This is a genomic window from Arthrobacter sp. SD1074B (genome assembly GCF_056780195.1).
Genome location: NZ_JBRAZT010000001.1, coordinates 3,884,308 through 3,909,042 on the forward strand (window position 1 = coordinate 3,884,308; position 24,735 = coordinate 3,909,042).

Annotated in this window: 25 protein-coding genes; 6 read left to right on the plus strand and 19 right to left on the minus strand. The window is 68.4% G+C overall.

The window, feature by feature from the left end:
- Positions 1-16 precede the first annotated feature (16 nt).
- A complete protein-coding gene (locus tag ACUYM2_RS18090; RefSeq protein WP_481601319.1) occupies positions 17-559 on the plus strand; it encodes a CGNR zinc finger domain-containing protein in 543 nt (180 codons plus the stop codon).
- A 9-nt stretch (positions 560-568) separates the two neighbouring features.
- Here the strand turns inward: ACUYM2_RS18090 and ACUYM2_RS18095 are convergent, their stop codons facing one another.
- The 3 genes from ACUYM2_RS18095 to ACUYM2_RS18105 form a co-directional block, all read right to left on the minus strand.
- The gene (locus ACUYM2_RS18095) at positions 569-922 is read right to left on the minus strand and encodes a hypothetical protein (protein ID WP_481601320.1); all 354 of its coding nucleotides are present in this window, start codon (positions 920-922) and stop codon (positions 569-571) included.
- An 85-nt stretch (positions 923-1,007) separates the two neighbouring features.
- The gene (locus ACUYM2_RS18100; protein ID WP_481601321.1) at positions 1,008-1,601 is read right to left on the minus strand and encodes a hypothetical protein; all 594 of its coding nucleotides are present in this window, start codon (positions 1,599-1,601) and stop codon (positions 1,008-1,010) included.
- A gap of 34 nt (positions 1,602-1,635) precedes the next feature.
- Positions 1,636-2,991 carry an MATE family efflux transporter gene (locus tag ACUYM2_RS18105; protein ID WP_481601322.1) on the minus strand — a complete coding sequence of 452 codons (1,356 nt, stop codon included), beginning with the start codon at positions 2,989-2,991 and terminating at the stop codon, positions 1,636-1,638.
- A 249-nt stretch (positions 2,992-3,240) separates the two neighbouring features.
- Here ACUYM2_RS18105 and ACUYM2_RS18110 point away from each other — a divergent pair, with 249 nt between their 5' ends.
- The gene (locus tag ACUYM2_RS18110; RefSeq protein ID WP_481601323.1) at positions 3,241-4,200 is read left to right on the plus strand and encodes an acyl-CoA thioesterase; all 960 of its coding nucleotides are present in this window, start codon (positions 3,241-3,243) and stop codon (positions 4,198-4,200) included.
- Between the two features lie 13 nt (positions 4,201-4,213).
- Here the strand turns inward: ACUYM2_RS18110 and dnaB are convergent, their stop codons facing one another.
- The gene (dnaB, locus tag ACUYM2_RS18115) at positions 4,214-5,596 is read right to left on the minus strand and encodes a replicative DNA helicase (protein WP_346958780.1); all 1,383 of its coding nucleotides are present in this window, start codon (positions 5,594-5,596) and stop codon (positions 4,214-4,216) included.
- Between the two features lie 705 nt (positions 5,597-6,301).
- Between dnaB and ACUYM2_RS18120 the strand changes: the two genes are divergently transcribed.
- Together ACUYM2_RS18120 and ACUYM2_RS18125 are read left to right on the plus strand one after the other, a co-directional pair.
- Positions 6,302-6,763 carry a hypothetical protein gene (locus tag ACUYM2_RS18120; protein ID WP_481601324.1) on the plus strand — a complete coding sequence of 154 codons (462 nt, stop codon included), beginning with the start codon at positions 6,302-6,304 and terminating at the stop codon, positions 6,761-6,763.
- 3 nt (positions 6,764-6,766) lie between these two features.
- Complete coding sequence (locus ACUYM2_RS18125) at positions 6,767-7,342, plus strand: hypothetical protein (protein WP_481601325.1); 576 nt, start codon at positions 6,767-6,769, stop codon at positions 7,340-7,342.
- A 24-nt stretch (positions 7,343-7,366) separates the two neighbouring features.
- Here the strand turns inward: ACUYM2_RS18125 and ACUYM2_RS18130 are convergent, their stop codons facing one another.
- The 3 genes from ACUYM2_RS18130 to ACUYM2_RS18140 form a co-directional block, all read right to left on the minus strand.
- Entirely contained in the window at positions 7,367-7,729 is a 363-nt protein-coding gene (locus ACUYM2_RS18130) for a TFIIB-type zinc ribbon-containing protein (RefSeq protein ID WP_481601326.1), read from the minus strand.
- 54 nt (positions 7,730-7,783) lie between these two features.
- Positions 7,784-8,410, minus strand: a complete 627-nt coding sequence (locus ACUYM2_RS18135) for an FMN reductase (RefSeq protein ID WP_481601527.1) — start codon at positions 8,408-8,410, stop codon at positions 7,784-7,786.
- Between the two features lie 194 nt (positions 8,411-8,604).
- Positions 8,605-9,459, minus strand: a complete 855-nt coding sequence (locus ACUYM2_RS18140; RefSeq protein WP_481601327.1) for a PhzF family phenazine biosynthesis protein — start codon at positions 9,457-9,459, stop codon at positions 8,605-8,607.
- A gap of 85 nt (positions 9,460-9,544) precedes the next feature.
- Here ACUYM2_RS18140 and ACUYM2_RS18145 point away from each other — a divergent pair, with 85 nt between their 5' ends.
- Positions 9,545-9,967: a DUF1801 domain-containing protein gene (locus ACUYM2_RS18145; RefSeq protein ID WP_481601328.1), complete on the plus strand. Its 423-nt coding sequence runs from the start codon at positions 9,545-9,547 to the stop codon at positions 9,965-9,967.
- A 119-nt stretch (positions 9,968-10,086) separates the two neighbouring features.
- On the opposite strand, the gene rplI is transcribed toward ACUYM2_RS18145, so the two are convergent.
- The 4 genes from rplI to rpsF all read right to left on the minus strand — a co-directional run bounded on the left by rplI (position 10,087) and on the right by rpsF (position 11,852).
- Positions 10,087-10,539 carry a 50S ribosomal protein L9 gene (gene rplI, locus ACUYM2_RS18150; protein ID WP_175323062.1) on the minus strand — a complete coding sequence of 151 codons (453 nt, stop codon included), beginning with the start codon at positions 10,537-10,539 and terminating at the stop codon, positions 10,087-10,089.
- Positions 10,540-10,556: 17 nt separating this feature from the next.
- Entirely contained in the window at positions 10,557-10,796 is a 240-nt protein-coding gene (rpsR, locus tag ACUYM2_RS18155; protein ID WP_003800144.1) for a 30S ribosomal protein S18, read from the minus strand.
- A 126-nt stretch (positions 10,797-10,922) separates the two neighbouring features.
- Positions 10,923-11,492, minus strand: a complete 570-nt coding sequence (locus ACUYM2_RS18160) for a single-stranded DNA-binding protein (RefSeq protein ID WP_481601329.1) — start codon at positions 11,490-11,492, stop codon at positions 10,923-10,925.
- A 54-nt stretch (positions 11,493-11,546) separates the two neighbouring features.
- Positions 11,547-11,852 carry a 30S ribosomal protein S6 gene (gene rpsF, locus ACUYM2_RS18165; protein WP_056428835.1) on the minus strand — a complete coding sequence of 102 codons (306 nt, stop codon included), beginning with the start codon at positions 11,850-11,852 and terminating at the stop codon, positions 11,547-11,549.
- A gap of 248 nt (positions 11,853-12,100) precedes the next feature.
- Between rpsF and ACUYM2_RS18170 the strand changes: the two genes are divergently transcribed.
- Positions 12,101-12,787, plus strand: a complete 687-nt coding sequence (locus ACUYM2_RS18170; RefSeq protein ID WP_481601330.1) for a DUF1345 domain-containing protein — start codon at positions 12,101-12,103, stop codon at positions 12,785-12,787.
- 28 nt (positions 12,788-12,815) lie between these two features.
- On the opposite strand, the gene ACUYM2_RS18175 is transcribed toward ACUYM2_RS18170, so the two are convergent.
- The 8 genes from ACUYM2_RS18175 to ACUYM2_RS18210 all read right to left on the minus strand — a co-directional run bounded on the left by ACUYM2_RS18175 (position 12,816) and on the right by ACUYM2_RS18210 (position 24,682).
- Entirely contained in the window at positions 12,816-14,150 is a 1,335-nt protein-coding gene (locus ACUYM2_RS18175; RefSeq protein WP_481601331.1) for a M18 family aminopeptidase, read from the minus strand.
- Positions 14,151-14,294: 144 nt separating this feature from the next.
- Positions 14,295-15,749 carry an amino acid permease gene (locus ACUYM2_RS18180; RefSeq protein WP_481601332.1) on the minus strand — a complete coding sequence of 485 codons (1,455 nt, stop codon included), beginning with the start codon at positions 15,747-15,749 and terminating at the stop codon, positions 14,295-14,297.
- A gap of 342 nt (positions 15,750-16,091) precedes the next feature.
- Positions 16,092-16,985: an ABC transporter permease gene (locus ACUYM2_RS18185; RefSeq protein ID WP_481601333.1), complete on the minus strand. Its 894-nt coding sequence runs from the start codon at positions 16,983-16,985 to the stop codon at positions 16,092-16,094.
- Positions 16,986-16,988: 3 nt separating this feature from the next.
- A complete protein-coding gene (locus ACUYM2_RS18190) occupies positions 16,989-17,933 on the minus strand; it encodes an ABC transporter ATP-binding protein (RefSeq protein WP_481601334.1) in 945 nt (314 codons plus the stop codon).
- A 124-nt stretch (positions 17,934-18,057) separates the two neighbouring features.
- Complete coding sequence (locus ACUYM2_RS18195; RefSeq protein ID WP_481601335.1) at positions 18,058-19,560, minus strand: phosphatase PAP2 family protein; 1,503 nt, start codon at positions 19,558-19,560, stop codon at positions 18,058-18,060.
- Between the two features lie 96 nt (positions 19,561-19,656).
- The gene (locus tag ACUYM2_RS18200) at positions 19,657-20,844 is read right to left on the minus strand and encodes an MFS transporter (protein WP_481601336.1); all 1,188 of its coding nucleotides are present in this window, start codon (positions 20,842-20,844) and stop codon (positions 19,657-19,659) included.
- Positions 20,845-20,966: 122 nt separating this feature from the next.
- Entirely contained in the window at positions 20,967-22,649 is a 1,683-nt protein-coding gene (locus ACUYM2_RS18205; protein ID WP_481601337.1) for an ABC-F family ATP-binding cassette domain-containing protein, read from the minus strand.
- A 56-nt stretch (positions 22,650-22,705) separates the two neighbouring features.
- Positions 22,706-24,682, minus strand: coding sequence for a penicillin-binding transpeptidase domain-containing protein (locus ACUYM2_RS18210; protein WP_481601338.1), 1,977 nt, complete (start codon positions 24,680-24,682; stop codon positions 22,706-22,708).
- Between the last annotated feature and the right edge of the window lie 53 nt (positions 24,683-24,735).

A 24,735-nucleotide genomic window follows, 5' to 3' on the forward strand; every position in this document is an offset into this window, starting at 1 on the left:
GACGTAAGGAGTCAAGATGGTATTTGCCCCTGACACGGAAGTTGCGCTGCGCTCGGTGGTCGGGCTGATCAACACGGCGGCCAACGGGTCGGAGCAGCTGTCGACTGTCGCGGACCTGGACCGCTTCCTCGCGGCCGAGGGCTTCAGCGGGTCCCGGAGGCGGGACGCGGACGAACTGGCCAGCGTGCACCGGCTGCGCGCCGAGCTTGCGGCCCTGTGGCTGGCTGACGAGGCCACCGCGGTGGACACGGTCAACCGTCTGCTGCGCGAGGCCAAGGCCCTGCCGCAGCTGGTCAAACACGACGGCTGGGACTGGCACCTGCACGCCACCACATCCGAGGCGCCGCTGGCCGACCGGATGAGTACCGAGGCCGCGATGGCCCTGGTGGACGTCATCCGCAGCAAGGAAATGGACCGGATGCTGGTCTGCGCAGCGGACGACTGCGACGCCGTCGTGCTGGACCTCAGCCGCAACCGGTCCAAGCGCTACTGTGACACCGGAAACTGCGCCAACCGCGCGCACGTGGCGGCCTACCGTGCCCGGAAGGCTGCGTCCTAGGCGGACCGACTAGCGGGCGTCGCCGCCCTCTTCGGGGGATTCGGTGCCGGCGGCCGGCGGCGCCGCGTGGCCGCCGTGGGAGGACGGCGCTTTGGAGCTCAGGTTGACACCGGAGCCCTTGCCGAGGTGCTCGGCGTTGTCCTTGTAGCTCATCGACAGCATGGCCGCGATGACCAGCGTGACGATGAAGGCGATGCCTGCGCCGGTGAAGGCCAGGTCGAAGCGGGGCGTTTTGGCGCTGCCCCCGGAAGCGAAGATCAGGACGGCGAAGAAGGCCAGCACTGCCCAGAACGCGGAGAACATGAGCGGTCCCTTGACCGAGGTCCGCAGGCTGCGGCGTTCTCCTGATGTCTGCTCTGCCAAGGTGCTTTCCTCCTGCCGCCAGCGCCGGGCAGGCGTGGCAGTCGTGATACCGCGGGTGTTCTACGCTGGGTAGAACCTGTCGCTACTAGTTTACGGCCTCGGCGGAAACGTCCCGCGCATCGTGCCGCAGGGTCAGCCCGGCGAGGGTCCACAGCACGCCGCCGAGGATTGCGCCGCCGCCCGCCACGCCGAGCAGCGCATGCGGGCCCAGGTCAATGAAGAACGGCAGCGCCGCCGCGGTGCCGAGGCCGATCACGCCGGAGGCGATCCAGTCCCGCGCCAGGCCGGAGCGGCGTCGGGCGGCCAGCCCCAGGTAGAGCTCGGCGGCGCCGGCGAGGCCCAGGCCGAGGGCTCCGATGATCCCGAACACCAAATTGCCGGCGAGCAGGATAAGGGCCGCGCCGGTTCCCACCAGGACCGCCCCCGCGGCCGAGAGGACCCTTGCGTTCCGGTCCCCGTGACGCAGCCCGGTCTTTTTGACGCTCCAGATCAGCACCAGGCCGGTGGCCAGGAGGTAGAGTCCGCCGGCCCAGCCCATGCCGGCGACGGGGGGCGACGCCCAGAAGACCGTCACGGCGCCAAAGGCCAGCGCGATGACGGCCCGGAGGAGCACAGGCTTCCAGAGGTCCGTGGCGGCGAGCAGGGCAGCAGGGGCGTGGGGGTCCGCGGGATGAGTCACCCGCCCAGTTTAGTGCGTGCCGGCGCGCGCGGCGTCAGTGGGCGCCGAGCAGCATCCACTTGTCCGTGCGTGCCCGCAGTCCCAGTGTGAGCGCCCGCGCACTCATGTAGCCCAGCGAGAAGGCCGCCCAGAGCCAGAGCAGCGCCGTGCCGCCGTCGGCTCCGGTCAGCCCTACCACCAGCAGCAGCGGCAGATAGGCGGCGAGGTTGACGACGCCGGCGATCGCCAGGTAGCGCGCGTCGCCGGCGCCGATCAGCACCCCGTCGAGGACGAAGACGTAGCCCGCGATTGGCTGACCGACCGCCAGCATCCACAGGGCGAGCGTGAGCGTGGACCGGACCCCGGCGTCAGAGGTGAACAGCAGCCCGGCCCACGGCGCGACGGCGGCGAGCAGGATCCCGGTCAGCACCCCGAATCCGAGGCCCCAGCGGATCATGGTCCCGGTGAGCGCCCGCGCCGCCGCCGGGTTGGAGGCACCAAGTTCCTTGCCGATCAGGGCCTGGGCGGCGATCGCGAGGGCGTCGAGGGCGAACGCCAGGAAGGTGAAGACAGTCATCGCGAGCTGATGGGCGGCCAGGTTGACCGGACCCTGGGCGGTGGCCACCAGCACCGTGGCGAGGATCGCAACGCGCAGGCTGAGCGTCCGCAGCATCAGCCACGAACCCACCCGGGCCAGGGACCGGATGCCGCGCCAGTCCGGAAGCAGTGACACCCCGTGGTTGCGGGCGTTGCGCTGCACCATCACCACGTAGACCAGGGCCATGCCCCACTGGGCGATGCTGGTGCCCAGTGCGGATCCGGTGACCGAGAGCCGCAGCCCGTAGACCAGGAAAAGGTTCAGCACGATATTGACGGTGAACCCGGCGGCCGCCACGGCCAGCGGGGTCCGGGTGTCCTGCAGCCCCCGGAGCACCCCGGTGCCGGCGAAGATCAGCAGCATGGCGACCAGGCCGGGCATGGACCAGCGCAGGTAGTCCACAGCGAAGGCACGCACCTCGCCGCGGGCGCCCATCAGGTCCAGCAGCGGTTCGGCGGCCAGGAATCCCGCCGCGGCCAGGGCAACGCCCAGCAGCAGCGCAAGCCAGACGCCGTCGCGGCCGGCCGCCAGCGCCTTGGGCAGCTGGCCGTTGCCGATCGCGCGGGCCACGGCGGGGGTTGTGGAGTAGGCCAGGAACACCATCAGGCCCACCGCGGTGTGCAGCACCGCCGAGGCGAGACCGACGCCGGCAAGCTGGGCCACCCCCAGATGCCCCACAATCGCAGAGTCCGCCAGCAGGAAAAGCGGCTCCGCGATCAGCGCGCCGAACGCGGGCACCGCGAGGCGGAGGATTTCACGACGCAGGAGCGCCGGGGACGGGGGTGCTACGGGGGTCGGGGCGGAGGCTGGCACGGCACCACCCTAGCGGCAGTTCGGACACACGGCTTCGGATTGGTTCACTGCCCTCACCCGCGCCCTCGCCCTGCTGTCCGCGGTGGACATGCCGGATGCAATGTTCCTGGTCCATGCCCGGGCGGGAATATGCGCGGGTTCCGGCGGATACAAACCGGTCCCCATCCTGGCCGCCGTCTGTGGCAGCGGCCAGCGCGAATGTGTCGGCAGCCCGCGACGCTTCGCCGGTCCCTCAGTACACTCACATCCATGAGTGAGACTTCCGCCAATGCCGTTACCCTGCGTTTCCTGGCCGCCCCCATGGACGTCGGCCACAGCGGCTCGGTGGATGCCGGGACGGTGCTGGAGTGGGTGGACAAGGCGGCCTACGCCGCCGCCGTCGGCTGGGCGAAGTCCTACTGTGTGACCGCCTATGTGGGGAACATCCACTTCGCGGATCCGGTCAACAGCGGCGACATGGTGGAAGTGACCGCCACCATCGTTTACACGGGACGGTCCTCGATGCACATCCGCACCGTGGTGTCGTCCGGCGATCCGAAGGGCGGCCCGGCCACGATGCGCAGCCAGTGCATGGTGATTTTCGTGGCGGTGGGCGAGGACGGAAAACCGATTCCGGTTCCGCAGTTCGACCCGGCCACGCCGGAGGAAATCGAGCAACGCGGGCACGCGCTGGCGCGGATCAAGGTCCGCGAAGACATCGTCCACGCGATGAGCGGACAGGAATACACCGACGCCGGGACCGCCGAACGCGTCACGCTGCGGTTCATGGCGGCCCCCACGGACGTGAACTGGGGCGGCAAGGTGCACGGCGGAATCGTGATGAAGTGGATCGACGAGGCCGCCTACGTCTGCGCCTCGCGTTACTGCGGCATGGACACGGTGGCGGTCTTCTCCGGCGGGGTGCGGTTCTACCGGCCGTTGCTGATCGGCCACCTGGTGGAGGTCGAGGCCAGGCTGGTCTATACGGGGACGAAGGGGATGCATATTGCCGTCCATGTCCGCTCCGGTGACCCCAAGGGCCACGAACTCAACCTCACCACGTATTGCCTCACCGTGATGGTCGCGCGCGACGAGAGCGGCACCTCGGTTCCGGTGCCGCAGTGGGTCCCGGTGTCCGAGGAGGACAAGCGGCTGCACGCCCACGCCCGCGAGTTGCTCGAGATCCGGGGCCGGGCGCCCGGGAACCGGCTGCCCAACCACCTGCTCTAGGAGCCGCCGCGCCCTAGAAGCCGCCGCCCCCGGCGTCGCCCGCCATGTTGGCGAAGCGCGAGTAGTGGCCCTGGAACGCCACCACAATGTCCTTGGTGGGGCCGTTACGGTGCTTTGCGATGAGAATGTCCGCCTCGCCGGCACGCGGGGACTCCTTGTCGTAAACGTCTTCGCGGTGGAGCAGGATGACCATGTCGGCGTCCTGCTCGATGGAACCGGACTCACGGAGGTCGGAGACCATGGGGCGCTTGTCCTGGCGCTGCTCGGAGCCACGGTTTAGCTGCGAGAGCGCAATCACGGGAACCTGGAGTTCCTTGGCCAGCAGCTTCAGGGCGCGGGAGAATTCGGAGACTTCCTGCTGGCGCGATTCGACCTTCTTGCCCGAGCTCATGAGCTGCAGGTAGTCGAGGATGACCAGTTTGAGGTCGTGCTGCTGCTTCAGCCGCCGGCACTTGGCGCGGATTTCCATCAGCGACATGTTAGGGCTGTCGTCGATGAACAGCGGGGCATCGTTCATCCGGCCCATGGTGGTGGCGATCTTGGACCACTGCTCGTCCTTGATGGTGCCCTTGCGGAGATCCTGCAGACCGATGGTGGCCTCCGCGGACAGCAGGCGCATCGCGATCTCGTTCCGGCCCATTTCCAGCGAGAACATGACCGTGGCGAGGTTGTTCTTGATAGCCGCGGACCGGGCGAAGTCCAGGGCAAAGGTGGACTTGCCGACGGCGGGGCGCGCGGCGATGACAATCATCTGGCCGGGATGCAGGCCGTGGGTCAGTTCGTCGAGTTCGTAGAAGCCGGTGGGGACACCCACCATGCCCTCGCCGCGGTGCCCGGACGCCTCGATCTCGTCCACGGTGGATTCCATCACGTCCTTGAGTACGACGTAGTCCTCGGCGGTGCGGCGCTCGGCCACGGCATAAACCTCGGCCTGCGCCTGGTTAACCAGGTCCTCCACCTCGCCGTCCTGCCCGTAGCCGAGCTGGACGATCTTGGTTCCGGCGTTGACCAACCGGCGCAGGACGGCACGTTCGGCCACGATTTCGGCGTAGTAGCCGGCGTTTGCGGCGGTGGGGACGGTCTGGATCAGCTCGTGAAGGTAGGCCGGGCCGCCGATCCGGTTGATTTCGCCGCGCTTGGTCAGCTCGTCCGAGACGGTGACGGCGTCGGCGGGCTCACCGCGGCCGTAGAGGTCAATGATGGCTTCGTAGATGGTCTCGTGTGCCGGGCGGTAGAAGTCCTGGCCGCGGAGAATCTCCACGACGTCAGCAATGGCATCCTTGGACAGCATCATGCCGCCCAGCACGGACTGCTCGGCGGGGATGTCCTGCGGCGGCTTGCGGCTGCCTTCGGATCCCCGGGTGCCCTCGATCGAGTCCAGATGCGTAACTGACAAAACTGCCGTCCTTCATAGTGTGCCGGCGCAACAGTCGCAGCCGGCGCTTAAGCCATGTGTTGTGGTGCCCGGTGTGCTGCGTCCCGTCCCGGGGGCGGGCAGGCAACCACCGGTTACTTCCTATCAGCCGGCTCCGACAGTTTGTCCGTCCGCCGGAATGGCGCACCCCCAGGCAGCCGCTCCGCCCACCAGCCGGGTCGATTTTCCCGCCTCGTCCACAGAGCCCCTGGATCACTCACCCGGCGGCGGGCGACCGTGGAACCCGCCGCAAGGCACCGCGGTTCGGCACCGCGGTTTCCGCGCCGCCAACCTGGTCTCCCGCTACGTTATCCCCCGATTCGACAGGCACCAACCCGACCAACCAGCCAGCCTGTGGATAAGTTGTGGACTACTACCCTCAGCTTGTGCACAGCCTGTGGGAAGGTCTGTGGATAGCAAAATTCTTCTCCCGGAAATAGCGCTCTGACATGCGGAAACGCGGGTCATTCCCTGTGGATGGAAATCATTTTTCAGCAAGCTTCATCCACAGCTTGCAACCGGCGGCTGGGGATAGCGGGCGCACTGCCACACCACAGCCAGCTCAAAACATACGCATTTTGTGATGCTTGTCACCCGACCGGCGGCAAATTGGCCGGACGGGCCGCATTTTGTATGCCCGGCCCAGAATATGCTGTGGATAACTGCTATCTGGCATAAGCTGTGGCCATGGGCGATGTACTGCTAGTCATACTCCCTGCCCTCATCCTCGCCGGGGTGCTCTGGGCAGTCTCTGCGGCGCTGAAACCCCGCAATTTTGGCATCTCGGACGCGGAGCGCTACCAGATGGAGCTGGCGCTGCGTTCCCGGGCGCACTACGAGGCCCAGGTGAAGGCCGCAACGGCCGCCCGTGCCCGGGTGGACGCCGCGACCCGCCCGAGCCAGAACGAGCAGCAGCAGTCGCAGCAGGCTGAGCACGCCCGGGCGGCCCAGAGCCGGGTGCACGGCTCCTTTGGCAGCCAGCCGGGCCACCCGGCCGCGGTGCTTCCCGGCGGCCAACTGAGCCCCGGCTTCACGCTGCAACTTCAGGCTCTGGCCCGTTCCGGCCACAAGGTCCAGGCCATCAAACTGCTGCGCCAGGCCACCCGAACAGACCTCTTGACCGCCAAGAATTACGTAGATCGGCTGTAGTCCATGGAAGCCCTGCTAGTCCCCGCCCTGATCCTCGTGCTCGTCGGCGTCGTCGTCGTCCTGGCCGCGCGCGCCCTGGGGCGACGTGGGCCGCGGAGCCCGCAGGAGGCGCCCGCACAGCCAGCCCGCAGTTCCGTGGAGCTGGCGCGTGCCGCGGCCGCCAAGCTGGACCAGGAGCAGCACCGCCGCCTTTACGCCCTGATCGCCCAGGGCCAGGCCATGGCCGCCATCAAGCTGTACCTTGAAGCCACCGGCCAGGGCCTCCGCGCCTCACGGGACGCGGTGGGTGCCCTGGCTGCCCACCCGCAGCCGTACCAGCCCAAGCAGGCGCCCGAGCAGCCCGCGCACGACGACGACGATGACGCCCCGCAACGCTTTCCCTACCGCTACCGGGCGATAGCCAGCAAGGGCGACGTCACGCGCGAGGTCAGCAGCAACATGCTGAACGACGAGATTTATGGCCGAATCCGCACCCTGGCCAAAAGCGGCGACACCGAGGCGGCCGCGGCCGCGCTGACCCGGCACTCGGACATCTCCCTCAAGCAGGCCCAGGAGTTCATCGCCCTGCTCGAGGACTGACGCCGCACTCCGGACCCGCCAGTCCTAGAAGTCGAACAGCTCCCCCAGCCAGCCTTCCTTCTTCTTGGGCCGGCGGCGGTCGTCGTAGCGCGGCTGTTCGTAACGCGGCCGGTCGCGGCGCTCCTCGAAGCGCCGGTCGTCCGGACGGCGGTCATCCCGCCGCGGGTCCAGATTATAGAGCGGCGGCGGGATGTGCCCCGGCGGAGTCGGCGCCGCGGCTGCGCCGGACGCCGGGGCGGCGCCACCGAAGCCGTCCGCGGCGCGGTCGATGATCTTGTCGAGCTCGCCGCGGTCCAGCCACACGCCGCGGCACTGCGGGCAGTAGTCGATTTCCACGCCGCTTCGTTCGCTCATTACCAGGTCTACGGAATCCACAGGGCATTTCATGTCCCGGACAACGAACCGGAGGCCGGATTAGTTCGGTCCCCGGCAGGACCCGGGCTAGTTGCCTCCGGAGATCCCCGCCAGCAGCTGCTCGAACGGCAGCGACTCCAGCGCAGCCTGCTTCGGCCGCGGCTGCGCGCCGTCGAGCAGCCGGGCGAACTCCGCCGCCGCCCGCTCAATCCGTGACGAGAGGGGCGAGCCACCGTCGCCGGTGGTTCCCCAGTCCTGCGGTCCGGCGAAGACGCCGGTGGCCGCGGTCCGGGCCCGGAGGTAGCTAAAAAGCGGCCGCATTGCGTAGTCCAGCACCATCTGGTGCCGGTCCGTGCCGCCCGTGGCACCCAGCAGGACGGCCTTGCCGTCGAGGGACTTAGGGTCCAGCACGTCGATGAATGACTTGAACAGCCCGCTGTAGGACGCGCTGAAGACCGGACTGACTGCGATGATGCCGTCCGAGGCCTCAACCCCGGCGATCACCTCGGCCAGCCGCGGTGCTGCGTACCCGGTAACGAAGTTGTTGGCGATCTCAACCGCGAGATCCCGCAACTCGACGACGTCGACCGTCACGGCGTAGCCAGCCGCGGCGAGCTGGCGTTCGGCCGAGGCCGCCAGCTGGTCCGCGAGCAGGCGGCTCGAGGACGGGACGCCGAGTCCGGCGGAGAGAACGGTAATGCGGCGGCTTTCCACGGTGTGCTCCTGTAGCTGTTCCACGGTTTGGGTAACTATATGCATTTGCATATACCTGTAGAAGCCGCGGGCGCCCGTCTTTATTCCCTTCCCCGTTTGCCCTGCCGCGTATGGTTCCTTTGCCCGCGGAGTGGCAGCCACAACTGATTGAGCAACCACGGTGGAACGCGCCGGATTCGACGGGGCCGGTCCACTTAGAGCAGGGCGAATCCCTCGATGCAGCTCACGGAGTGCCCGCCAACCCAGATATCCCCGTCCAGTGTCTCGACGTGGACCCTGCCGGCCCGGCCCAGCGCCGTGCCCTGCGCCGCGAGGTAAGACCCGGGGGCCCGTCCGGTCCCGATCAGCCACTGGGCAGCCCCGGCGTTGAAGCTTCCGGTGACGGGGTCTTCCGCGGCCGCGTCCCCGGGGATGAACGTGCGCACCTCGAAGCCGACCTCGGAACCTGCGGGATGGGGGGCGATCACGCCCACCATCAGTCCCGCCATGGCCGCGTAATCGGGCCGGATGGCGAGCACCTGTGCCGCGGACTCCAGCAGCACTCCGATCCATTCCGGACCGTTGACCAGCCAGGACGCGTCCAGGAGCGCCTCCTGCGGCAGCCCCAGGCCAGCCGCGATTCGGGCCAGGTCCGGCGCGGCAACCGGGCCGGAGCGGGTGAGCGGCGGGGCTGCGAAGGCCAGCCGTCCGCCGTCGCGCTTCACCCGGACCAGCCCGGCGGCACACTCCTGCACCACGACGCCGTCCTGCCGGGGGATGCCGCCCGCCTCAAGCCAGGCGTGGGCCGAGCCGAGCGTGGGATGGCCTGCGAAGGGGAACTCCTCGCTGCCGGTGAAGATCCGCACCCGGTAGTCGGCGCCCGGGTCGGTGGGCGGCAGCAGGAACGTCGTTTCGGCGAGGTTGGTCCAGTTGGCGAACTGCTGCATACCTGCCGTGTCGAGGCCCTCGGCGTCGAGGACGACGGCCAGGGGATTCCCGCGGTAGGGTTCGGCGGAAAAGACGTCCACCTGGGCGAAGGGGCGGAGACGGGGAGCGGTAGTCGGGGTCACCGCCGCAGGCTATCACCCGGCACCCGGCCCGCGTCTGGCTCCCGGCGCGGCTGACGGCGCGCCCGGAAGCTGTCAGACTGCCCCTATGGCTGAAAACAAAACACAGGCAACGGGCGCGTCCGTGGACGAGTTTCTCGGTTCCGTCGAGCACCCCGTGCGGCGCGGGGACGGGTTTCGCCTCTTGGCGCTGATGTCCCGGATCACCGGCCAGCCCGCCGAAATGTGGGGGCCGACCATTGTGGGCTTTGGCCGTTACCACTACCGGTACGCGAGCGGCCGCGGGGGCGACTCCCCCGCCGTCGGGTTTTCGCCCCGGAAGTCCAGCCTCTCGCTCTACGGCCTGACCTACGGGCCGGACGCCGCCGAACTGCTCGGCCGGCTCGGAAAACACAAGTCGGGCGCCGGGTGCCTGTACATCTACAAGCTCGCGGACGTCGACGAGCCCGTGTTGTCGGAGCTGATCTGGCGGGGCTACGCCCACGTCACCACCGTGCTGCACCAGGACTGAGCACGGCTGCAGAGGGCAACGCGGGGGGTATTGGAGTTAACGCGGACGGCCCCCGCATCCGGGCTCCCGAAGGAATCCGGAGGCAGGGGCCTCCCGTGCAGTTCAGTCAGTCGGAAAGACTACTTGCCTGCAACTACGTCGAGCTCGATCACAGCGGATACGTCGTCGTGCAGACGGACGTTGGCCTGGTAAGAACCGGTCGACTTGATGTGAGCCGGCAGTTCAACCTTGCGCTTGTCGATGCGGCCGAGGCCGGCGGCTTCAACGGCGTCCGCCACGTCGGCCTGCTTGACGGTGCCGAACAGGCGTCCGGTCTCGCCAGCCTTGACAACGAGCTTGACCGGCTTGGCCTGCAGTGCAGCGGCCTGCTTCTGAGCGTCTTCCAGGGAAGCGTGCTCGCGGGCGGCGCGGGCAGCCTTGATGGACTCAACCTGCTTCTCGCCACCCTTGGACCAGGTCAGGGCGAAGTTGCGGGGCAGCAGGTAGTTACGTGCGTAACCGTCCTTGACCTCGACAACGTCGCCAGCAGCACCGAGACCGGTTACTTCGTGGGTCAGAATGAGCTTTGCCATGTTAGTTAATCCCTTCCTTAGCCGCGGCCAGCGCCGGAGTAAGGCAGCAGAGCAACTTCGCGGGCGTTCTTGATTGCCTGTGCGATCTTGCGCTGTTCCTGCACCGTGACGCCGGTGACGCGACGGGCGCGGATCTTTCCGCGGTCGGAGATGAACTTGCGCAGCAATGCTACGTCCTTGTAGTCGATGACAGTGATGTCAGCGGCCTTCAAGGGGTTGGACTTTGGTTTGGGCTTACGGAGTTCAGCCTTAGCCATCGTGGAGCTCCTATTCGATGGAGCCCGTGGATATTGATCCACGGGATGGTGGTGATCCGCCGGCGGTCACCGCGCGGCCGCCGGAAGGCTGCCATGCGGGTCCCGATGTCGGACCTTAGATGTTGTTTAGAAGGGAGGTTCGGAATCCGGGCCGTTGCCCCAGCCGCCTGCATTGCTGACCCCGGGCGTTGCCCAGGGATCGTCCTGCGCTGCGGGCTGGTTGCCGCCCCAATTTCCGCCGGCGTTGCCGCCCTGGTTTCCACCAGAGTTGCCACCGAAACCGCCGCTGTTGCCGCCGCCGAAGCCACCCTGGCCACCCTGTCCGCCGGAGCGCTGGGTGCGGTTGACCTTGGCGTTGGCGTAGCGCAGGCTGGGGCCGATTTCGTCGACCTCAAGCTCGATAACGGTGCGCTTCTCGCCTTCCTTGGTTTCGTAGGAACGGCTCTTCAAGCGGCCGGAAACAATCACGCGCATGCCCTTGGTGAGGGACTCGGCGACGTTCTCGGCTGCTTCGCGCCATACCGATGCGCGGAGGAACAGGGTTTCCCCGTCCTTCCACTCATTGGACTGGCGGTCGAAAGTGCGGGGCGTAGAAGCGATGGTGAAGTTCGCTACTGCCGAACCTGACGGTGTGAACCTCAGTTCGGGGTCATTGGTGAGATTACCGATGACCGTAATAGTGGTTTCGCCTGCCATCTACGTCCTCCTTGTTCGTTCCTGCGGGGTTAAAGATTGAAGAGGGGAGCTGAATTACTCAGCAACAACCTTCTGCTCTTCGGGGCGGGTGATCTTGGTGCGCATGATGGTCTCGTTGAGACTCAGCTGGCGGTCAAGTTCCTTGGCGGTAGCCGGCTCAGCGGTGAAGTTCACCACGGCGTAGATACCTTCGGACTTCTTCTGGATTTCGTAAGCCAGGCGACGACGGCCCCAGATGTCAACCTTTTCGATGGTCCCACCATCGGTCGTGATGACGTTCAGGAACTTCTGAAGCGTTGGCTCAACGGTACGCTCTTCGACCTCGGGGTCGATGATTACCATCAATTCGTAAGGACGCATATGTGAACCCACCTCCTTTGGGCTAAGCGGTTACGGCATTTCCGTAACAGGAGGTTCATTTGCGGTGCTTGTGCGGTGCATAGCCCCCGGAACGGAGGCAGGGCGCAGCACAGACTTCAACAGCTTAGTGCATCCGGGCCGGTTTCAGCGATTTCTTCCACCGCCACCCTAGGCCCCGGGGGCCGTCAGCGGAAGCGTCCCGGCCGGTCTGTGGATAACTGCCCGGCCGCCTGTGCCATGATCGGGGAATGAGCACCGGTTCCCCGTCCCGTTCCGTGGCATCCCCCGTCCACCGCAGCCGACTGCGGTTCGCCGTGATGCTGCTGGCGGGCCTGATTGCCGGCGGGTCCTCGGGGTTCACCGGACACTGGGTGGAAGCTCCGGCGGTCGGCTGGAGCAGCGCGGCCCTGACCTACGTGCTGTGGGTGTGGATCGTGATCGGGCCGCTGGACGCCGCCGAAACGCGGGCCCACGCCACCTCGGAGGACCCGTCCCGCAGCGTCACGGATCTGATGATCCTCGCCGCCAACATCGCCAGCCTGGCGGCGGTGGCCGCCGTCGTGCTGGACTCGCACGGCAACAACGGCGGCTCCCGCCTCGGCGGCGGACTGCTGGCGCTGACGTCCGTCGCGCTGTCGTGGATGCTTGTGCAAACGCTCTTTACCGTCCGCTACGCCGGGCTCTACTACAGCACTGCGCCGCGGGCCGGGGCGGCAGTGGGCGGCATCGACTTCAACCAGGACGACCCGCCGCAGTACACCGACTTCGCCTACCTCAGCACCAGCCTGGGAATGACCTACCAGGTCTCGGACACGGCACTGAAGAACCACGCGATCCGGGCCGAGGCACTCAAGCACAGCCTGCTGTCCTACCTGTTCGGCACCGTGATCCTGGCCGCCACCATCAACCTCGTGATCGGCCTCGCCGGGTCCTAGGAACCGTGCCGGAGCGGTCCCGGGCGGGTTACTGGGAGGCGGTGCGGAAGAACAGTTCGGTCACCACCGCCAGCCGATGCGGGTCCTCGACGCCGCAGAGCTCGCGGGCCGAGTGCATCGACAGCAGCGGGACACCGACATCGACCGTCCTGATTCCCAGCCGGGTAGCTGTCAGTGGGCCGATCGTCGAGCCGCAGGGCATCACGTTGTTGGAGACGAATTCCTGGTACGGGATCCCGGCGTCGGTGCAGAGCCTGGCCCACAGGGCCGCCCCGGCCGCGTCCGTGGCGTAGCGCTGGTTGGCGTTGATCTTCAGCAGCGGCCCGCCGTTCAGGGCCGGGCGGTTGGCCGGGTCGTGGCGCTCGGCGTAGTTGGGGTGCACGGCGTGGCCGGCGTCGGCGGAAACACAGAACGACGCCGCGAACGCCTGCCGGCGCTGGCTCGCTGTGGCGCCGAGTCCGTCGGAGACGCGGACCAGGATGTCCTCAAGGACCGGTCCGCAGGCACCGGAGCGCGACGCGGAGCCGATTTCCTCGTGGTCGAAGGCCGCCAGCACGGCGATCGGGCCGTCCGCCGGCACCTCTCCGGCGGCGTGCGCGATCAGCGCGGCGAGGCCGGCGTGGGTGGCGGAGAGGTTGTCCAGTCGTCCGGAGGCGAAGAATTCGCCCTTGGCGCCGAACACGGCCGGCGCCTGCGTGTCCGCGATGACGACGTCGTAGCCGCCGATCTGCGACGGGTCCACCGCGGCGCCGGGCACCCGCTCCGCGAGCAGGCCCAGAAGGTCCGCACCGGCCGGGTCGCCGAGGCCAAAGACCGGGTTCATGTGCTGTTGCTTGTCCAGCGCCAGGCCGTCGTTCACGGCGCGGTCCAGGTGGACGGCCAGCTGCGGAAAGCGCAGCAGCGGCCCGGTGGCCGTCAGGTGCTCGGTGCCGTCCAGCATCACGAGCCGGCCGGCGAGCTGCAGTTCGCGATCGAGCCAGGAGTTGAGCAGCGGCCCGCCGTAGACCTCGACGCCGGCCTGCAGCCAGCCGAACTTGCCGGTGGTGGGCTTGGGCTTGAGCTTGAAGGAGGGCGAATCGGTGTGCGCGCCGAGGATGTTGAAGCCGGTCGTGGGGCCGGCACCGTGCGGCGTCACCCAGGCGATGAGGGCGCCGTCGCGGATCACGTAGAACTTGCCGGCGGAACCGTCGGCAGCGCTGCCGACTGCGGCGCCCGGCCAGGCCTGGAGCTCGTCGAGCCCGGTGAACCCCGCTTCGCCCAGCCGCCGGGCGGCCTCGTGGACGGCGTGGAAGCTCGACGGCGACGCGCTGACGTACGCGCCGAGGTCCCGGATGTGGTCTGCGGCAGTGGTGGAAGAAGGCATGGCTCCGAGTCTAGCGTCGCGGTTGGACCCCAACGCCGCACCGGACATGCCCTCCTTGGGCGGCGGCGGATGGGCATAGTGGCACTATGTCCATTGCTGGTCGCCGGGGTGGGGCATGTCCGGTGGCGCGGTTGTGCCGCGGGCCTACTTAGCCGGACCGACGCCGGCGTCGGCATCCTCGCGGCGGAGCTCGGCGTCGGCGGGCTGCTCGGCTGGCTGTTGGTCGGCCTGCGCAGCGGGGACCGCCGCGGCGCCGTGCCTGCGGTAACGCCACAGTCCGATCCCGACCACGACGGCGGCCAGGGCCAGGGAGAGCAGCAGCGATTCCCTGGTGGTGTCCAGTACCACCATGCCCACCAGCAGCGCGACGATGCTGACGATCGCCAGCCAGGTCAGGTACGGGAACAGCCACATCTTCAGCTGCAGTTCGCGCGCGGCGGTGCCCATCCGGCGGCGCAGGATCAGCTGCGAGACCGAGATGACCAGCCAGACAAACAGTGCGATGGCGCCTGAAGTATTGACCAGGAACAGGAACACGGTGTCCGGGGCGATGTAGTTCAGGCCCACCGTGATGAAGCCGACCACGGTCGACGCCAGCACCGCGGCGGCCGGAACCCCGCGCTTGGAGATCCGCATCCAGGCGCGGGGAGCGTCGCCGCGGCGGGAAAGCGAGAAGAGCATGCGGCTGGCGGTGTACAGCCCCGAGTTGAGGCAGGACAGCACGGAAGTCAGCACGACGATGTCCATGATGGTGCCGGCGCCCGGGATGCCGAAGAGTTCGATCACGGCGACGTACGGGCTCTTGGCCACGGAGGCCGAGTTCCAAGGCAGCAGGGTCACGACGATGGCGATGGAGCCGATGTAGAACACCAGGATGCGCCAGACCGTGGACTTGACGGCCTTCTTCACGGCGTCGACCGGGTTCTCGGATTCGCCGGCGGCAATGGTCGCGATTTCAGCGCCGAAGAAGGAGAAGACCACCACGAGGATGCCGGCGAGCACTGCGCCGGGGCCGTTGGGCATGAAGCCGCCCTTGCCGGTCAGGTTGTCCAGTCCCGGGGCCGGGACGCCGGGGATGAGGCCGAGGATGGCGGCGGCGCCGAAGAGCAGGAACAGCACAATCGCGGCGACCTTGATGGAGGCGAACCAGAACTCGAACTCGCCATAGGACTTCACGGAGCCGAGGTTCGTCAGGGTCAGGAGCACCATCAGCAGCAGGGCCCAGACCCACTGGTCGATGCCGGGCACCCACCGGTGCATGATGGCGGCGCCGGCAGTTGCCTCGATGCCGAGCACAATGATCCAGAACCAGGCGTAGAGCCAGCCGATGCTGAAGCCGGCCCAGCGGCCAAGTGCCTTGTCCGCGTAGGTGGAGAACGATCCGGTCTCGGGGTTGGCGGCAGCCATTTCGCCCAGCATGCGCATGACCAGGATGACCACGAGCCCTGCCGCCAGGTAGGCCACCAGGATGCCGGGGCCGGCCTGTTGAATGGCAGCGCCGGAACCGACGAACAGCCCGGCGCCGATGACGCCGGCGATGGCGATCATGGACAGATGCCGGGGTTTCAGGGATTTGGAGAGTTGCTGGTCAGCCTGCATTAAGCGCGGTCCTTCGTGGGTGGTGTCGGCCCGTGCGCCTCGTGCCGGCGATGCCAGGCAAAGATGTGCGGCGGACCACAATGTCGTTTCACCCTAGACCGCCCGGGGGAGGGCCCGGTCTGTGCAGTCCCACAGATTACGCCGCCGCCGTTGGGGCGGAACTCCAGCGACGGGGCCCTGAAGGCAAAGGCTGTTGCCTCACGGGCAATTCCGAAATGTGCCTGAAACCACTGTTTCAGGCCGGGCAGCGCTCCCGCCGGCCCCGCTGGCCGCCCCGGCCGCCCACCAAACCCGCTGGCAGTGGTTGCCGTTATGCCGCCCCATAACGGCAACCACTGCGGGCTAGATGTCCCGTTTCTTGAGCAGAACTCCCGCCAGCACCACCGGGATAAGAACCCACGCGCCCAGGACCAGGGCCGCCTGCCAGGCCTCCAGTGTGTCCGGGAGGTGTTCGGCGGCGGTCATCGCCTGGACGGTGTTGCCCGGCAGGTACTTCCGCGCCTCCTCGAAGAAATCGCCGGGGATCAGCTGGAACACGATTGGAAGCACGAAGAACAACCCCACCAGGCTCATGATGCCGCCGGCGGAGTTGCGCAGCAGCGCGCCGAGGGCCATGCCGATCGCAGCGACAGCCGCCACATAGATGCTGTTGACCAGCAGGAGCTTGATCGACTGGGAGCTGGCCAGGTCCAGCGGCAGATCGTAATTGCCCAGGATCGGCAGGGACACCAGCCCGGCGAGGTACACAGACACCGCGGTGAGGACAAACGCCGTCAGCACCACCACCAGCAGCTTGGCCACGAAGGCCGGCGTCCGCCTCGGCACGGCCGCGAAGGTGGAGCGCGCCATGCCGGTGGTGAACTCGGAGCTCATCAGCAGCACGCCCAGCGAGCCGAGGATCAGCTGCGCGAAGGGGATGCCGGAGGTGGGCGCGCCGAGCGCGAGTTCACTTCCCTGCGCGGCGAACGCTGCGGCGGCGCCCGGATCCGTCGCGGCAGCCCGCGAGAACTGGCCCGTTCCCCACGCGGAGAGTGCGCCGAAGCCCACCAGCACCGCCGCGGTCGAGGCGAGCAGGATCAGGGTGGACAGCAAGGTGCGGAACTTGATGAATTCGGCATTGAGCACACGCGTAAAGCTCGGGCCGGAGCCGTTGCTGAGGCCGTCGCCCCGGCCGGGTTCGGTGCCGGCGTGCGCCCCGCGGCTTGAGGGGTTGGGTTCGAGAGTGGTCGAGCTCATGGCTTAGTTGCCTCCGGACTGGGCGGGGGCGGGGACGCCCGTGGTGATCAGGGAGTGGTATTCGACCTCATCCTTGGTCAGCTCCATGTAGGCCTCCTCGAGGCTGGCCTGGAGCGGGGTGAGTTCGTAGATCATGACGTGGTTGTCGAGGGCGATGCGGGCGATGTCCCGGGGCTGAAGCCCCGTGACTTCGAGGAGTTCGCTGTCGTGGACGTCAACAGCACCCCCAGCTCCGGCCAGCAGGCGCATCAGCTGCTCCGGCTGTTCGGTGCGGACCCGGGTGCGGCCCTGGCCCTTGCCGGTGATGATCTCCTGGATCGGGGCGTCCGCGATGATCCGGCCGCGTCCGATCACGATCAGGTGATCCGCGGTGACGGCCATTTCGCTCATCAGGTGGCTGGACAGGAACACGGTGCGGCCCTCGGAAGCCAGGTACTTGACCAGGTTGCGGACCCAGACCACGCCTTCCGGGTCGAGGCCGTTGACGGGTTCGTCCAGGATGATGGTCTGCGGGTCGCCGAGCAGCGCCGCCGCGATGCCGAGGCGCTGGCCCATGCCGAGCGAGAAACCGCCCACCTTTTTCCGGGCGACCTCGGCCAGTCCGGTCATTTCAATGACCTCGTGGACCCGCTTCTTCGGGATGCCGTGCGTGGCGGCCATGGCGAGCAGGTGGTTATAGGCCGAGCGGCTGGTGTGGACGGCTTTGGCGTCCAGCAGGGCGCCGACGTCGCGCAGCGGCGCGTGGTGCCGGTCGAACGGCACGCCGTTGACGGTGACAGAGCCCGACGTCGGCCGGTCCAGTCCCATGATCATGCGCATGGTGGTGGACTTGCCGGCGCCGTTGGGGCCGAGGAAGCCGGTGACCCGGCCTGCTTCGACAGTAAAATTGACTCCCGCGACGGCGGTTTTCTCGCCGTACACCTTGGTCAGGCCTCGTGCTTCGATCATGGAAGCGTTCCTTTGCGTTGCGTGTGGTTGTTTACCCACCACGCTACCGATGCGGCCACCCGAATTCGCCCCTTTCAGGGTTGATTCAGGGATCAATCAGGGTCGTCCCGCGGCGGACCTCCGGTCAGTCCTGCGGCTTCGGGGAGTAGTAGACCAGCCCGCCGTGCTGGACTGAGAACTCCACGGCGCGGACTCCGGGCATGACTTCCCCGTCCACCGCCAGCACCATCGTCGCGCCGCCTGGCTCCACCCTGATCCGGCTGGTTTCACGCAGATGGGTGATCCGGGAGGTGGCCACTGTGCCGGTCAGAACGGCCCACAGCAGGCGCAGGCGTGCAAAGGATTCGTCCGCCGTGATCATGCGCAGGTCCAGCACGCCGTCGTCCAGCACCGGCCGGACCAGCGGCGCGTGGTCACGGGGGTAGTAGCGGCCCCGGCCGACGTACAGAATCCAGAGCTTGTGCCGGACGCCGTCCACCACCAGGATGCTGGGGGTGCCGGCGGCGAAGGTGCGGAACATGGCGACGACCCCGGCAAGCGGTTTGCCCAGGGCCGGTTGAAGCTGCTCCCGGCGGCGCACCAGATTGGGGTAGAGGCCGATGCTGGCGGTGTTCAGCATGGTCAGCTCCAGCTTTTCGGGGCTGTCCGGCAGTCCGCGCTCCACCGCGACGTGGCCAAGGTCGGCTCGCGCCGCCTCCCCCTTGGCGGCGGCCTCGACGGCGAACTGCAGGGTGGGAGTGCCGGCGTCGCGGGCGAAGTGGTTCAGAGTCCCGCCCGGCAGGACCAGGAGGGGGATGGAATGGTCGACGGCGGACGCGGCGGCGGTGCCCACGGTCCCGTCGCCGCCCCAGACGCCTAGCGCGACGACGCCGGGGCGGGTCGCCACCGACTCAATGGCGGCGGCCACGTCCTCGTCCGGACCGATCACCTTTATATACGCCTTAGGGAATACTTTCTGCAGGGCCGCGACGGTTTCCTCAGCGTAGGACCCGCCTAGCGTGTTGACCGCAATGCCGAGCCCCTCGCCGCCGGGCAGCGCGGCCGCCGGCACGGGGGTGCGCCGGACGGCGGGGAACGGGGGACGGACCGGCCACCAGTTCCTCGTCACGAGGGCCGCGCCGGCCCCGAGCGCGGAGCCGAAGAAGACGTCCGAGGGCCAGTGCGCCCCGGTGTGGACCCTGGAATATGCGACCCCGGCGGCGATGGGAGCCAGGGCGGCCCCAAGTGCGGGGCGGACCAATCCCACGCCCAGGGCGAAGGCGGCTGCCGAGGCGGAGTGCCCTGAAGGCATGGAGGAACTGGTCGGCTGCGGGTGCACGAAGCGGAAGACCGGGAGGTGCTCGGGCAGCGGCCGGGCCCGCGGCAGCAGGGTCTTGAAGACCACGTTGGTCACGGCGGAGGCGACGCCCTGCGCCAGGACGCCGTGCAGCGCCGCACGCCGGGTCCTGCCGGGAAAGAGTGCCATCACGCCGGCAATGCCGAACCAGAGCCTGCCCTTGTTGGCGGCCGCGGACAGCCGCCGGAAGAAGTCGTCGTGGCTCCCGCCGGGCAGCGCGGAAACAGACTGAACCAGTCTGCGGTCCAGCTTCTCCAGTTGGTGTGGCGTTTTTCCCAACATGCTCCGCATTTCCCCACCCTACTGCGGGGCGCCGCTGGAACGAGGCGGTGACTCGAACGCCGGGGCCCGCCTGCGTCCGGGAGGGCGCAGGTGCCCGGCGGCTGCTCAGCTGGCGCGCAAGGGCCTCGCGGCGCCGGCGAGTAGCAGCGCCCCCAGAATCGGTACCCCGATAGCCAACAGCGCCAGCCGGATCCCGGTCAGGTCGCCGAGGTAACCCAGCAGCGGCGGTCCGGCCAGGAAAGCGAGGTAGCCGAGGGTGGACACGACCGACACCCGGGCCGCGGCGAACCGGGGGTCGTCGGCGGCGGCGGACATGCCCATCGGAAAGGCGAGGGCCGCTCCCACGCCCCACAGTGCGGCGCCGGCAGCCGCCAGCCAGATGTTGCCGGCGAAGACGAAGAATCCCAACCCGGCCGCGGCGGCTGCCATGCTGGCGCGCAGCACCGCCACCCGCCCGTATACGTCGATCGCCCGTCCGCCGAAGAAGCGCATGGCGGTCATCGCCAGCACAAAGACCGCGAACAGCAGGGCTCCCGTGGACTGTTCGGCGCCGAGGCCGTCCACGGCCGCCTTGGCGATCCAGTCATTGCCGGCGCCTTCGGTCAGGGTGGCGCCCAGGACGACGACGCCGATCAGCAGGGTGCGGCCGTCACGCCAGGCGGAGGCGGCCCGTACCGGCCTGGCGTCGCCGTCGCCCGGAACCGGCGCCGGGATGTGCGGCAGGAAGTAGCGGGGCACCACCAAAGCCGCGACGACCACCACCGCGGCGATGACCAGCAAGTGCGCCGGGAGCCCCACGCCAAGCGTGGACAGCCCCGCCCCGACCAGGGCCCCCACAAAGGCCCCGCCGCTGAACGCGGCGTGGAACTGCGGCATGATCGTCCGGCCCAGCCGGTGTTCGACGTCGGCCCCCTCAATGTTCTGGGACACGTCCCAGAGTCCGATGCCGATGCCGAAGAAGAAGAGCGATATTGCGGTTCCGAGGATCCAACCGGCGTTGAGGGATAGCGCGATCCCGACACCGGCGGCCGCGGCCAGCAGGCCGGCTGCCCGGACCGTGTTGCCTGTCCCCAGCCGGCCCACCACCCACCCCGCGGTCGGCAGCGCGATCAGCGAGCCGACCGCGACGCACAGCAGCAGGCTTCCCATCTGCCCGGAGGTGATGTGCAGGGTCTCGGTCACGGCGGGGATCCGCGCGGCCCAGCTGGCGAACACGAGGCCGTTGATGCCGAAAATCAGGAAAGTCGCGGCAGCGGCGGCCTTCAGGGGCGGGGCGGTTGCGGTTTTGGTCATACGATCACTGCCTCCACGGAGTGTTGTGCCGGCCGGTCATGTTCTTGCCACGGCAACGCGGGGTCACTCAGCGCCCACAAATCCCCGGGGGTGGGCGCTGAAGTGACTCGCGTTGCCTGTAATCAGCGGGCCCGCTCGACGCGTTTTTCGTCCCAGACCGGCTCGGCCGATTCATAGACCTTGCCGTCGGAACCGAAGACCAGGAAGCGGTCGAAGGTACGGGCGAACCAGCGGTCATGCGTGACGGCCAGGACGGTCCCCTCGAAGTGGTCGATGGCCCGTTCCAGTGCCTCGGCCGAGTGCAGGTCCAGGTTGTCGGTGGGCTCGTCGAGCAGCAGCAGGGTGGCGCCGGAGAGCTGCAGCAGCAGGATCTGGAAGCGGGCCTGCTGGCCGCCGGAGAGGGATTCGTACTTCTGCTCGGACTGTGAAGCCAGGCCGTAGCCGTCCAGCGCACCGGCCGCCGCCTCGCGGCCCAGGCCGGAGCGGTGTTCGTCGCCGCGGTGCAAGATTTCCAGCAGCGTCTTGCCGAGCAGGTCCGGCCGGACGTGTGTCTGGGCGAAGAACCCGGGCCGGATCCGGGCGCCGAGCTTTACGGTGCCCTCGTGCGGGACTTCGGCGATCTCCACGTCGGATACCGGCAGGTGCTCCCGCTCCGGGTCCGTGCCGCCGGTGGCGAGCAGGCGGAGGAAGTGGCTCTTGCCGGAACCGTTGGACCCGAGCACGCCCACCCGGTCACCGAACCAGACCTCGGTGGAGAACGGCTTCATCAGTCCCGTCAGTTCCAGTTTCTCGGCCACGATGGCGCGTTTGGCCGTGCGTCCGCCCTTGAGCCGCATCTGCACGTTCTGCTCGATCGGCAGCGCCTCGGGCGGGCCGGCCTCAAGGAACTTTGCCAGCCGGGTCTGCGCGGCGTGGTAGCGGTTGGCCATGTCGGAGCGGAACGCGGCCTTGTTCTTGTACATGTTGACGAGTTCCTTGAGCTTCACGTGCTCCTCGTCCCAACGCTTGCGCAGCTCCTCGAAGCGGGCATTGCGGTCCGCACGGGCCTGGACATAGGAGCCGAAGCCGCCGCCGTGGATCCAGGCGCCGGCGCCGTTGATACCCGGCTCCAGGGTCACGATGCGCCCCGCCGCGTTGTTGAGCAGTTCGCGGTCGTGGCTGATGAAGAGCACGGTCTTCTTGGACTCGTTGAGTTTGGCTTCGAGCCAGCGCTTGCCGGGGACGTCGAGGTAGTTGTCCGGTTCGTCGAGCAGCAGCAGTTCGTCCGGGCCGGCAAACAGCGCCTCGAGGACCAGCCGTTTCTGTTCGCCGCCGGAGAGGCTTGACGCAGGCCGGTGCTGCGCACGGTCGAAGGGCAGGCCGAGGGCGGCCATGCAGACCTCATCCCAGACGGTTTCGACGTCGTAGCCGCCGGCGTCGCCCCAGTCCACGATCGCCTGCGCATACTTCATCTGGGTGGGTTCGTCGTCGTGCTCCATCATCGCCAGCTCCGCCTCGTCGACGGCGAGGGCTGCGGCGGCAAGCGCGGGCGGCGCGGCGGAAACCAGCAGGTCGCGGACGGTCGAGTCGTCGCGCACCTGGCCGACGAACTGGCGCATGATGCCCATGTTCCCGGAGCGGCCTACGACGCCTTCATCCGGAACGAGGTCGCCGGCGATGATCCGGAACAGCGTCGTCTTGCCCGTCCCGTTGGGTCCGATCAGCGCCGTCTTGGTGCCGTCCGGGACCTTGAAGGTCACCCCGTTAAGCAGCTGGGTGCCGTCGGAGAGGAAGTAGTCGATGCCGGAAACGTCAATATGAGCCACCCGCCAATCTTCCCATGGCAGGGCGGCCCGGACCGCGGCAGGTCGGTCCGCCCCCCTTAGCCGGCGGCGGTGAGGAACTCCTTGAGCAGCGGCCCCGAGGTGGTGGCGCCGAGGCCGCCGTCCTCCACAAACACGGCGACGGCAAGGTCACCATGCACGGCCACGATCCAGGCGTGGGTCTTCGGCGGGTTCTCCTTGCCGAACTCCGCGGTTCCGGTCTTGGCGCCCACCGGCGCGCCGGGCACCGAGGCGAGGAAACCGGCGTGTCCCGAGGTGACCACGGCGCGCATCATGTCCGCCAGGGACGCTGCCTCCGCGGCGGTCACCGGTTTGCCGGCGGACTTCGCGGGCTCGGGCGCGGACTGCGATGGCGACGCCGTCGGGCCTGCCGACGGCGTCGCGCTGCCCGTTGCCGCGGCGTTCGGGTTCAACACGAGCTGCGCCGACACCGGCGCGCCTTTGGCCACCGACCCGGTCATGACGGCGGCGGCCAGGGGGGACATCAGCACCTTGCCCTGGCCGATCATGGAGGCGGCGTGTTCCGTTCCTTCCGCCTCGCCCGGGACGGAGCCCAGGAAGGCAGCAGCCCCCAGGGACGGGGCCTCCACTGCGACGCCGAGGGAGGTGGCCGCCGACTCCAGCTGGGCCTGGCTGACCCTTTCCCGGGCGTTGATGAATGCGGTGTTGCAGGAGTGCGCGAAGGCGTCGCGCAGGGTCACGGAGCCCAGCGAGGAGGCAGGGTAGCCTTCGGCGTTCTTGAAGGTCCGGCCGTCCACCGTGAGGGTGGCGGGGCAGTCAACCTTGGCATCCGGGGTCATTCCGTTGCGGATCATGGCCAGTGAGTCGACGATTTTGAAGATGGAGCCCGGGGCGTACTGCCCCAGCATGGCCGTGTCGTACCCGTTGCTTCCCGGACCGGAGGCGGCGGCCAGGACCGCGCCGCTGGAGGGGCGGAGCGCGACGATGGCCGAAGCGGGTCCCACGCCGCCCAGCACGTCCTCGGCCAGTTGCTGCAGCCGCGGGTCCAGGGTGGTTTTCACCGCGGTTCCGGGCTTCATCGGCTCCTGGAATAGGACGCGGCGGCCTTCGTTGGGCTGGGCCCGGCGTTGCTCCGCGGTGAGCCCGGCGGTCTGGGCGAAGATCTGGGTGCCGCTGGTGCCGCGCAGCTGCGCGTCGTACTGCTGCTGCAGGCCGCCGGTGCCCGTGATGTCACCGGGTTGGAGCGCGCCGCCGGATTTTTCGATTTGTTCGGCGCTGGCCTCGGCGACGGTTCCGAGCAGGGCGCGGGCGAAGCTGCGGGTGGGCGCCAGCGGAACCGAGTCGGCGACGGCCCGGCCCCCCGGGATCGCGGCAATTTGTTCGTCAGTAATGGTCCGTCCGTCCTGGCGCAGCGTAATGGCGGCGACGAAGGCTTCGGGTCCGGAGGCCGTGACCTGCTTGGTGTAAGCGGCCGGGTCGACGCCCACCAGCCGGGCCAGCTTGCCCGCCGCCGCGGACGGATCCGCCGACCCCAGTTGCTGCTTGTCGATGCCGACATGGACCACCGGCCGGTAGGTGACGAGCTTGGCGCCGCCGGCGCCCAGGATCTCGGCCCGCTGCGGGGACTCGGTCGAGGTGCCGAGAACTTCGGTCTCAGCCAGGCCGGGCACCAGCAGTTCCGGGTTCCAAAGCGTCTGCCACTTCCCGTCCGCCTTCTTCAGCTGCGCGGACACGGTGTATCTCCACTCGCCGGCGCCGATTTTCCAGCTGTAATCCAGCGGGACCGTGGCGGTGTCCTTCTCCAGCTTCAGTTCTCCCACGGTCACCGCGGGTTTTGCCGGATCAAGCGCTTTGAACACGGCCTTGAGCCGTTCATTTGCCGCGCCGGAATCCGTGCCTTCGAAGGCGACGGCGCCGACGTCGAGCGCCGCGACCGCCGAGGCCAACTGCTTCGCTGCATCCTGCGCCCCGGACCGGCCGTCATCGCAGGCTACGAGCGAGGTGCCCAGGAGCAGGCCGACAAGAGCCAAGGACAGCTTGTGAAATTTCCCCATGGCGCCATTATGCCCCGAGCCCCCGACAGCGGCCGTGTCACGTGGCTGCCGCC

Coding starts and splice junctions, on each gene's coding strand:
- ACUYM2_RS18090 (WP_481601319.1), top strand. CDS start 17: ATGGTATTTGCCCCTGACACGGAAGTTGCGCTGCGCTCGGTGGTCGGG.
- ACUYM2_RS18110 (WP_481601323.1), top strand. CDS start 3,241: ATGAGTGAGACTTCCGCCAATGCCGTTACCCTGCGTTTCCTGGCCGCC.
- ACUYM2_RS18120 (WP_481601324.1), top strand. CDS start 6,302: ATGGGCGATGTACTGCTAGTCATACTCCCTGCCCTCATCCTCGCCGGG.
- ACUYM2_RS18125 (WP_481601325.1), top strand. CDS start 6,767: ATGGAAGCCCTGCTAGTCCCCGCCCTGATCCTCGTGCTCGTCGGCGTC.
- ACUYM2_RS18130 (WP_481601326.1), bottom strand. CDS start 7,729: ATGAAATGCCCTGTGGATTCCGTAGACCTGGTAATGAGCGAACGAAGC.
- ACUYM2_RS18145 (WP_481601328.1), top strand. CDS start 9,545: ATGGCTGAAAACAAAACACAGGCAACGGGCGCGTCCGTGGACGAGTTT.
- rplI (WP_175323062.1), bottom strand. CDS start 10,539: ATGGCAAAGCTCATTCTGACCCACGAAGTAACCGGTCTCGGTGCTGCT.
- rpsR (WP_003800144.1), bottom strand. CDS start 10,796: ATGGCTAAGGCTGAACTCCGTAAGCCCAAACCAAAGTCCAACCCCTTG.
- ACUYM2_RS18160 (WP_481601329.1), bottom strand. CDS start 11,492: ATGGCAGGCGAAACCACTATTACGGTCATCGGTAATCTCACCAATGAC.
- rpsF (WP_056428835.1), bottom strand. CDS start 11,852: ATGCGTCCTTACGAATTGATGGTAATCATCGACCCCGAGGTCGAAGAG.
- ACUYM2_RS18170 (WP_481601330.1), top strand. CDS start 12,101: ATGAGCACCGGTTCCCCGTCCCGTTCCGTGGCATCCCCCGTCCACCGC.
- ACUYM2_RS18175 (WP_481601331.1), bottom strand. CDS start 14,150: ATGCCTTCTTCCACCACTGCCGCAGACCACATCCGGGACCTCGGCGCG.
- ACUYM2_RS18180 (WP_481601332.1), bottom strand. CDS start 15,749: ATGCAGGCTGACCAGCAACTCTCCAAATCCCTGAAACCCCGGCATCTG.
- ACUYM2_RS18185 (WP_481601333.1), bottom strand. CDS start 16,985: ATGAGCTCGACCACTCTCGAACCCAACCCCTCAAGCCGCGGGGCGCAC.
- ACUYM2_RS18190 (WP_481601334.1), bottom strand. CDS start 17,933: ATGATCGAAGCACGAGGCCTGACCAAGGTGTACGGCGAGAAAACCGCC.
- ACUYM2_RS18195 (WP_481601335.1), bottom strand. CDS start 19,560: ATGCGGAGCATGTTGGGAAAAACGCCACACCAACTGGAGAAGCTGGAC.
- ACUYM2_RS18200 (WP_481601336.1), bottom strand. CDS start 20,844: ATGACCAAAACCGCAACCGCCCCGCCCCTGAAGGCCGCCGCTGCCGCG.
- ACUYM2_RS18210 (WP_481601338.1), bottom strand. CDS start 24,682: ATGGGGAAATTTCACAAGCTGTCCTTGGCTCTTGTCGGCCTGCTCCTG.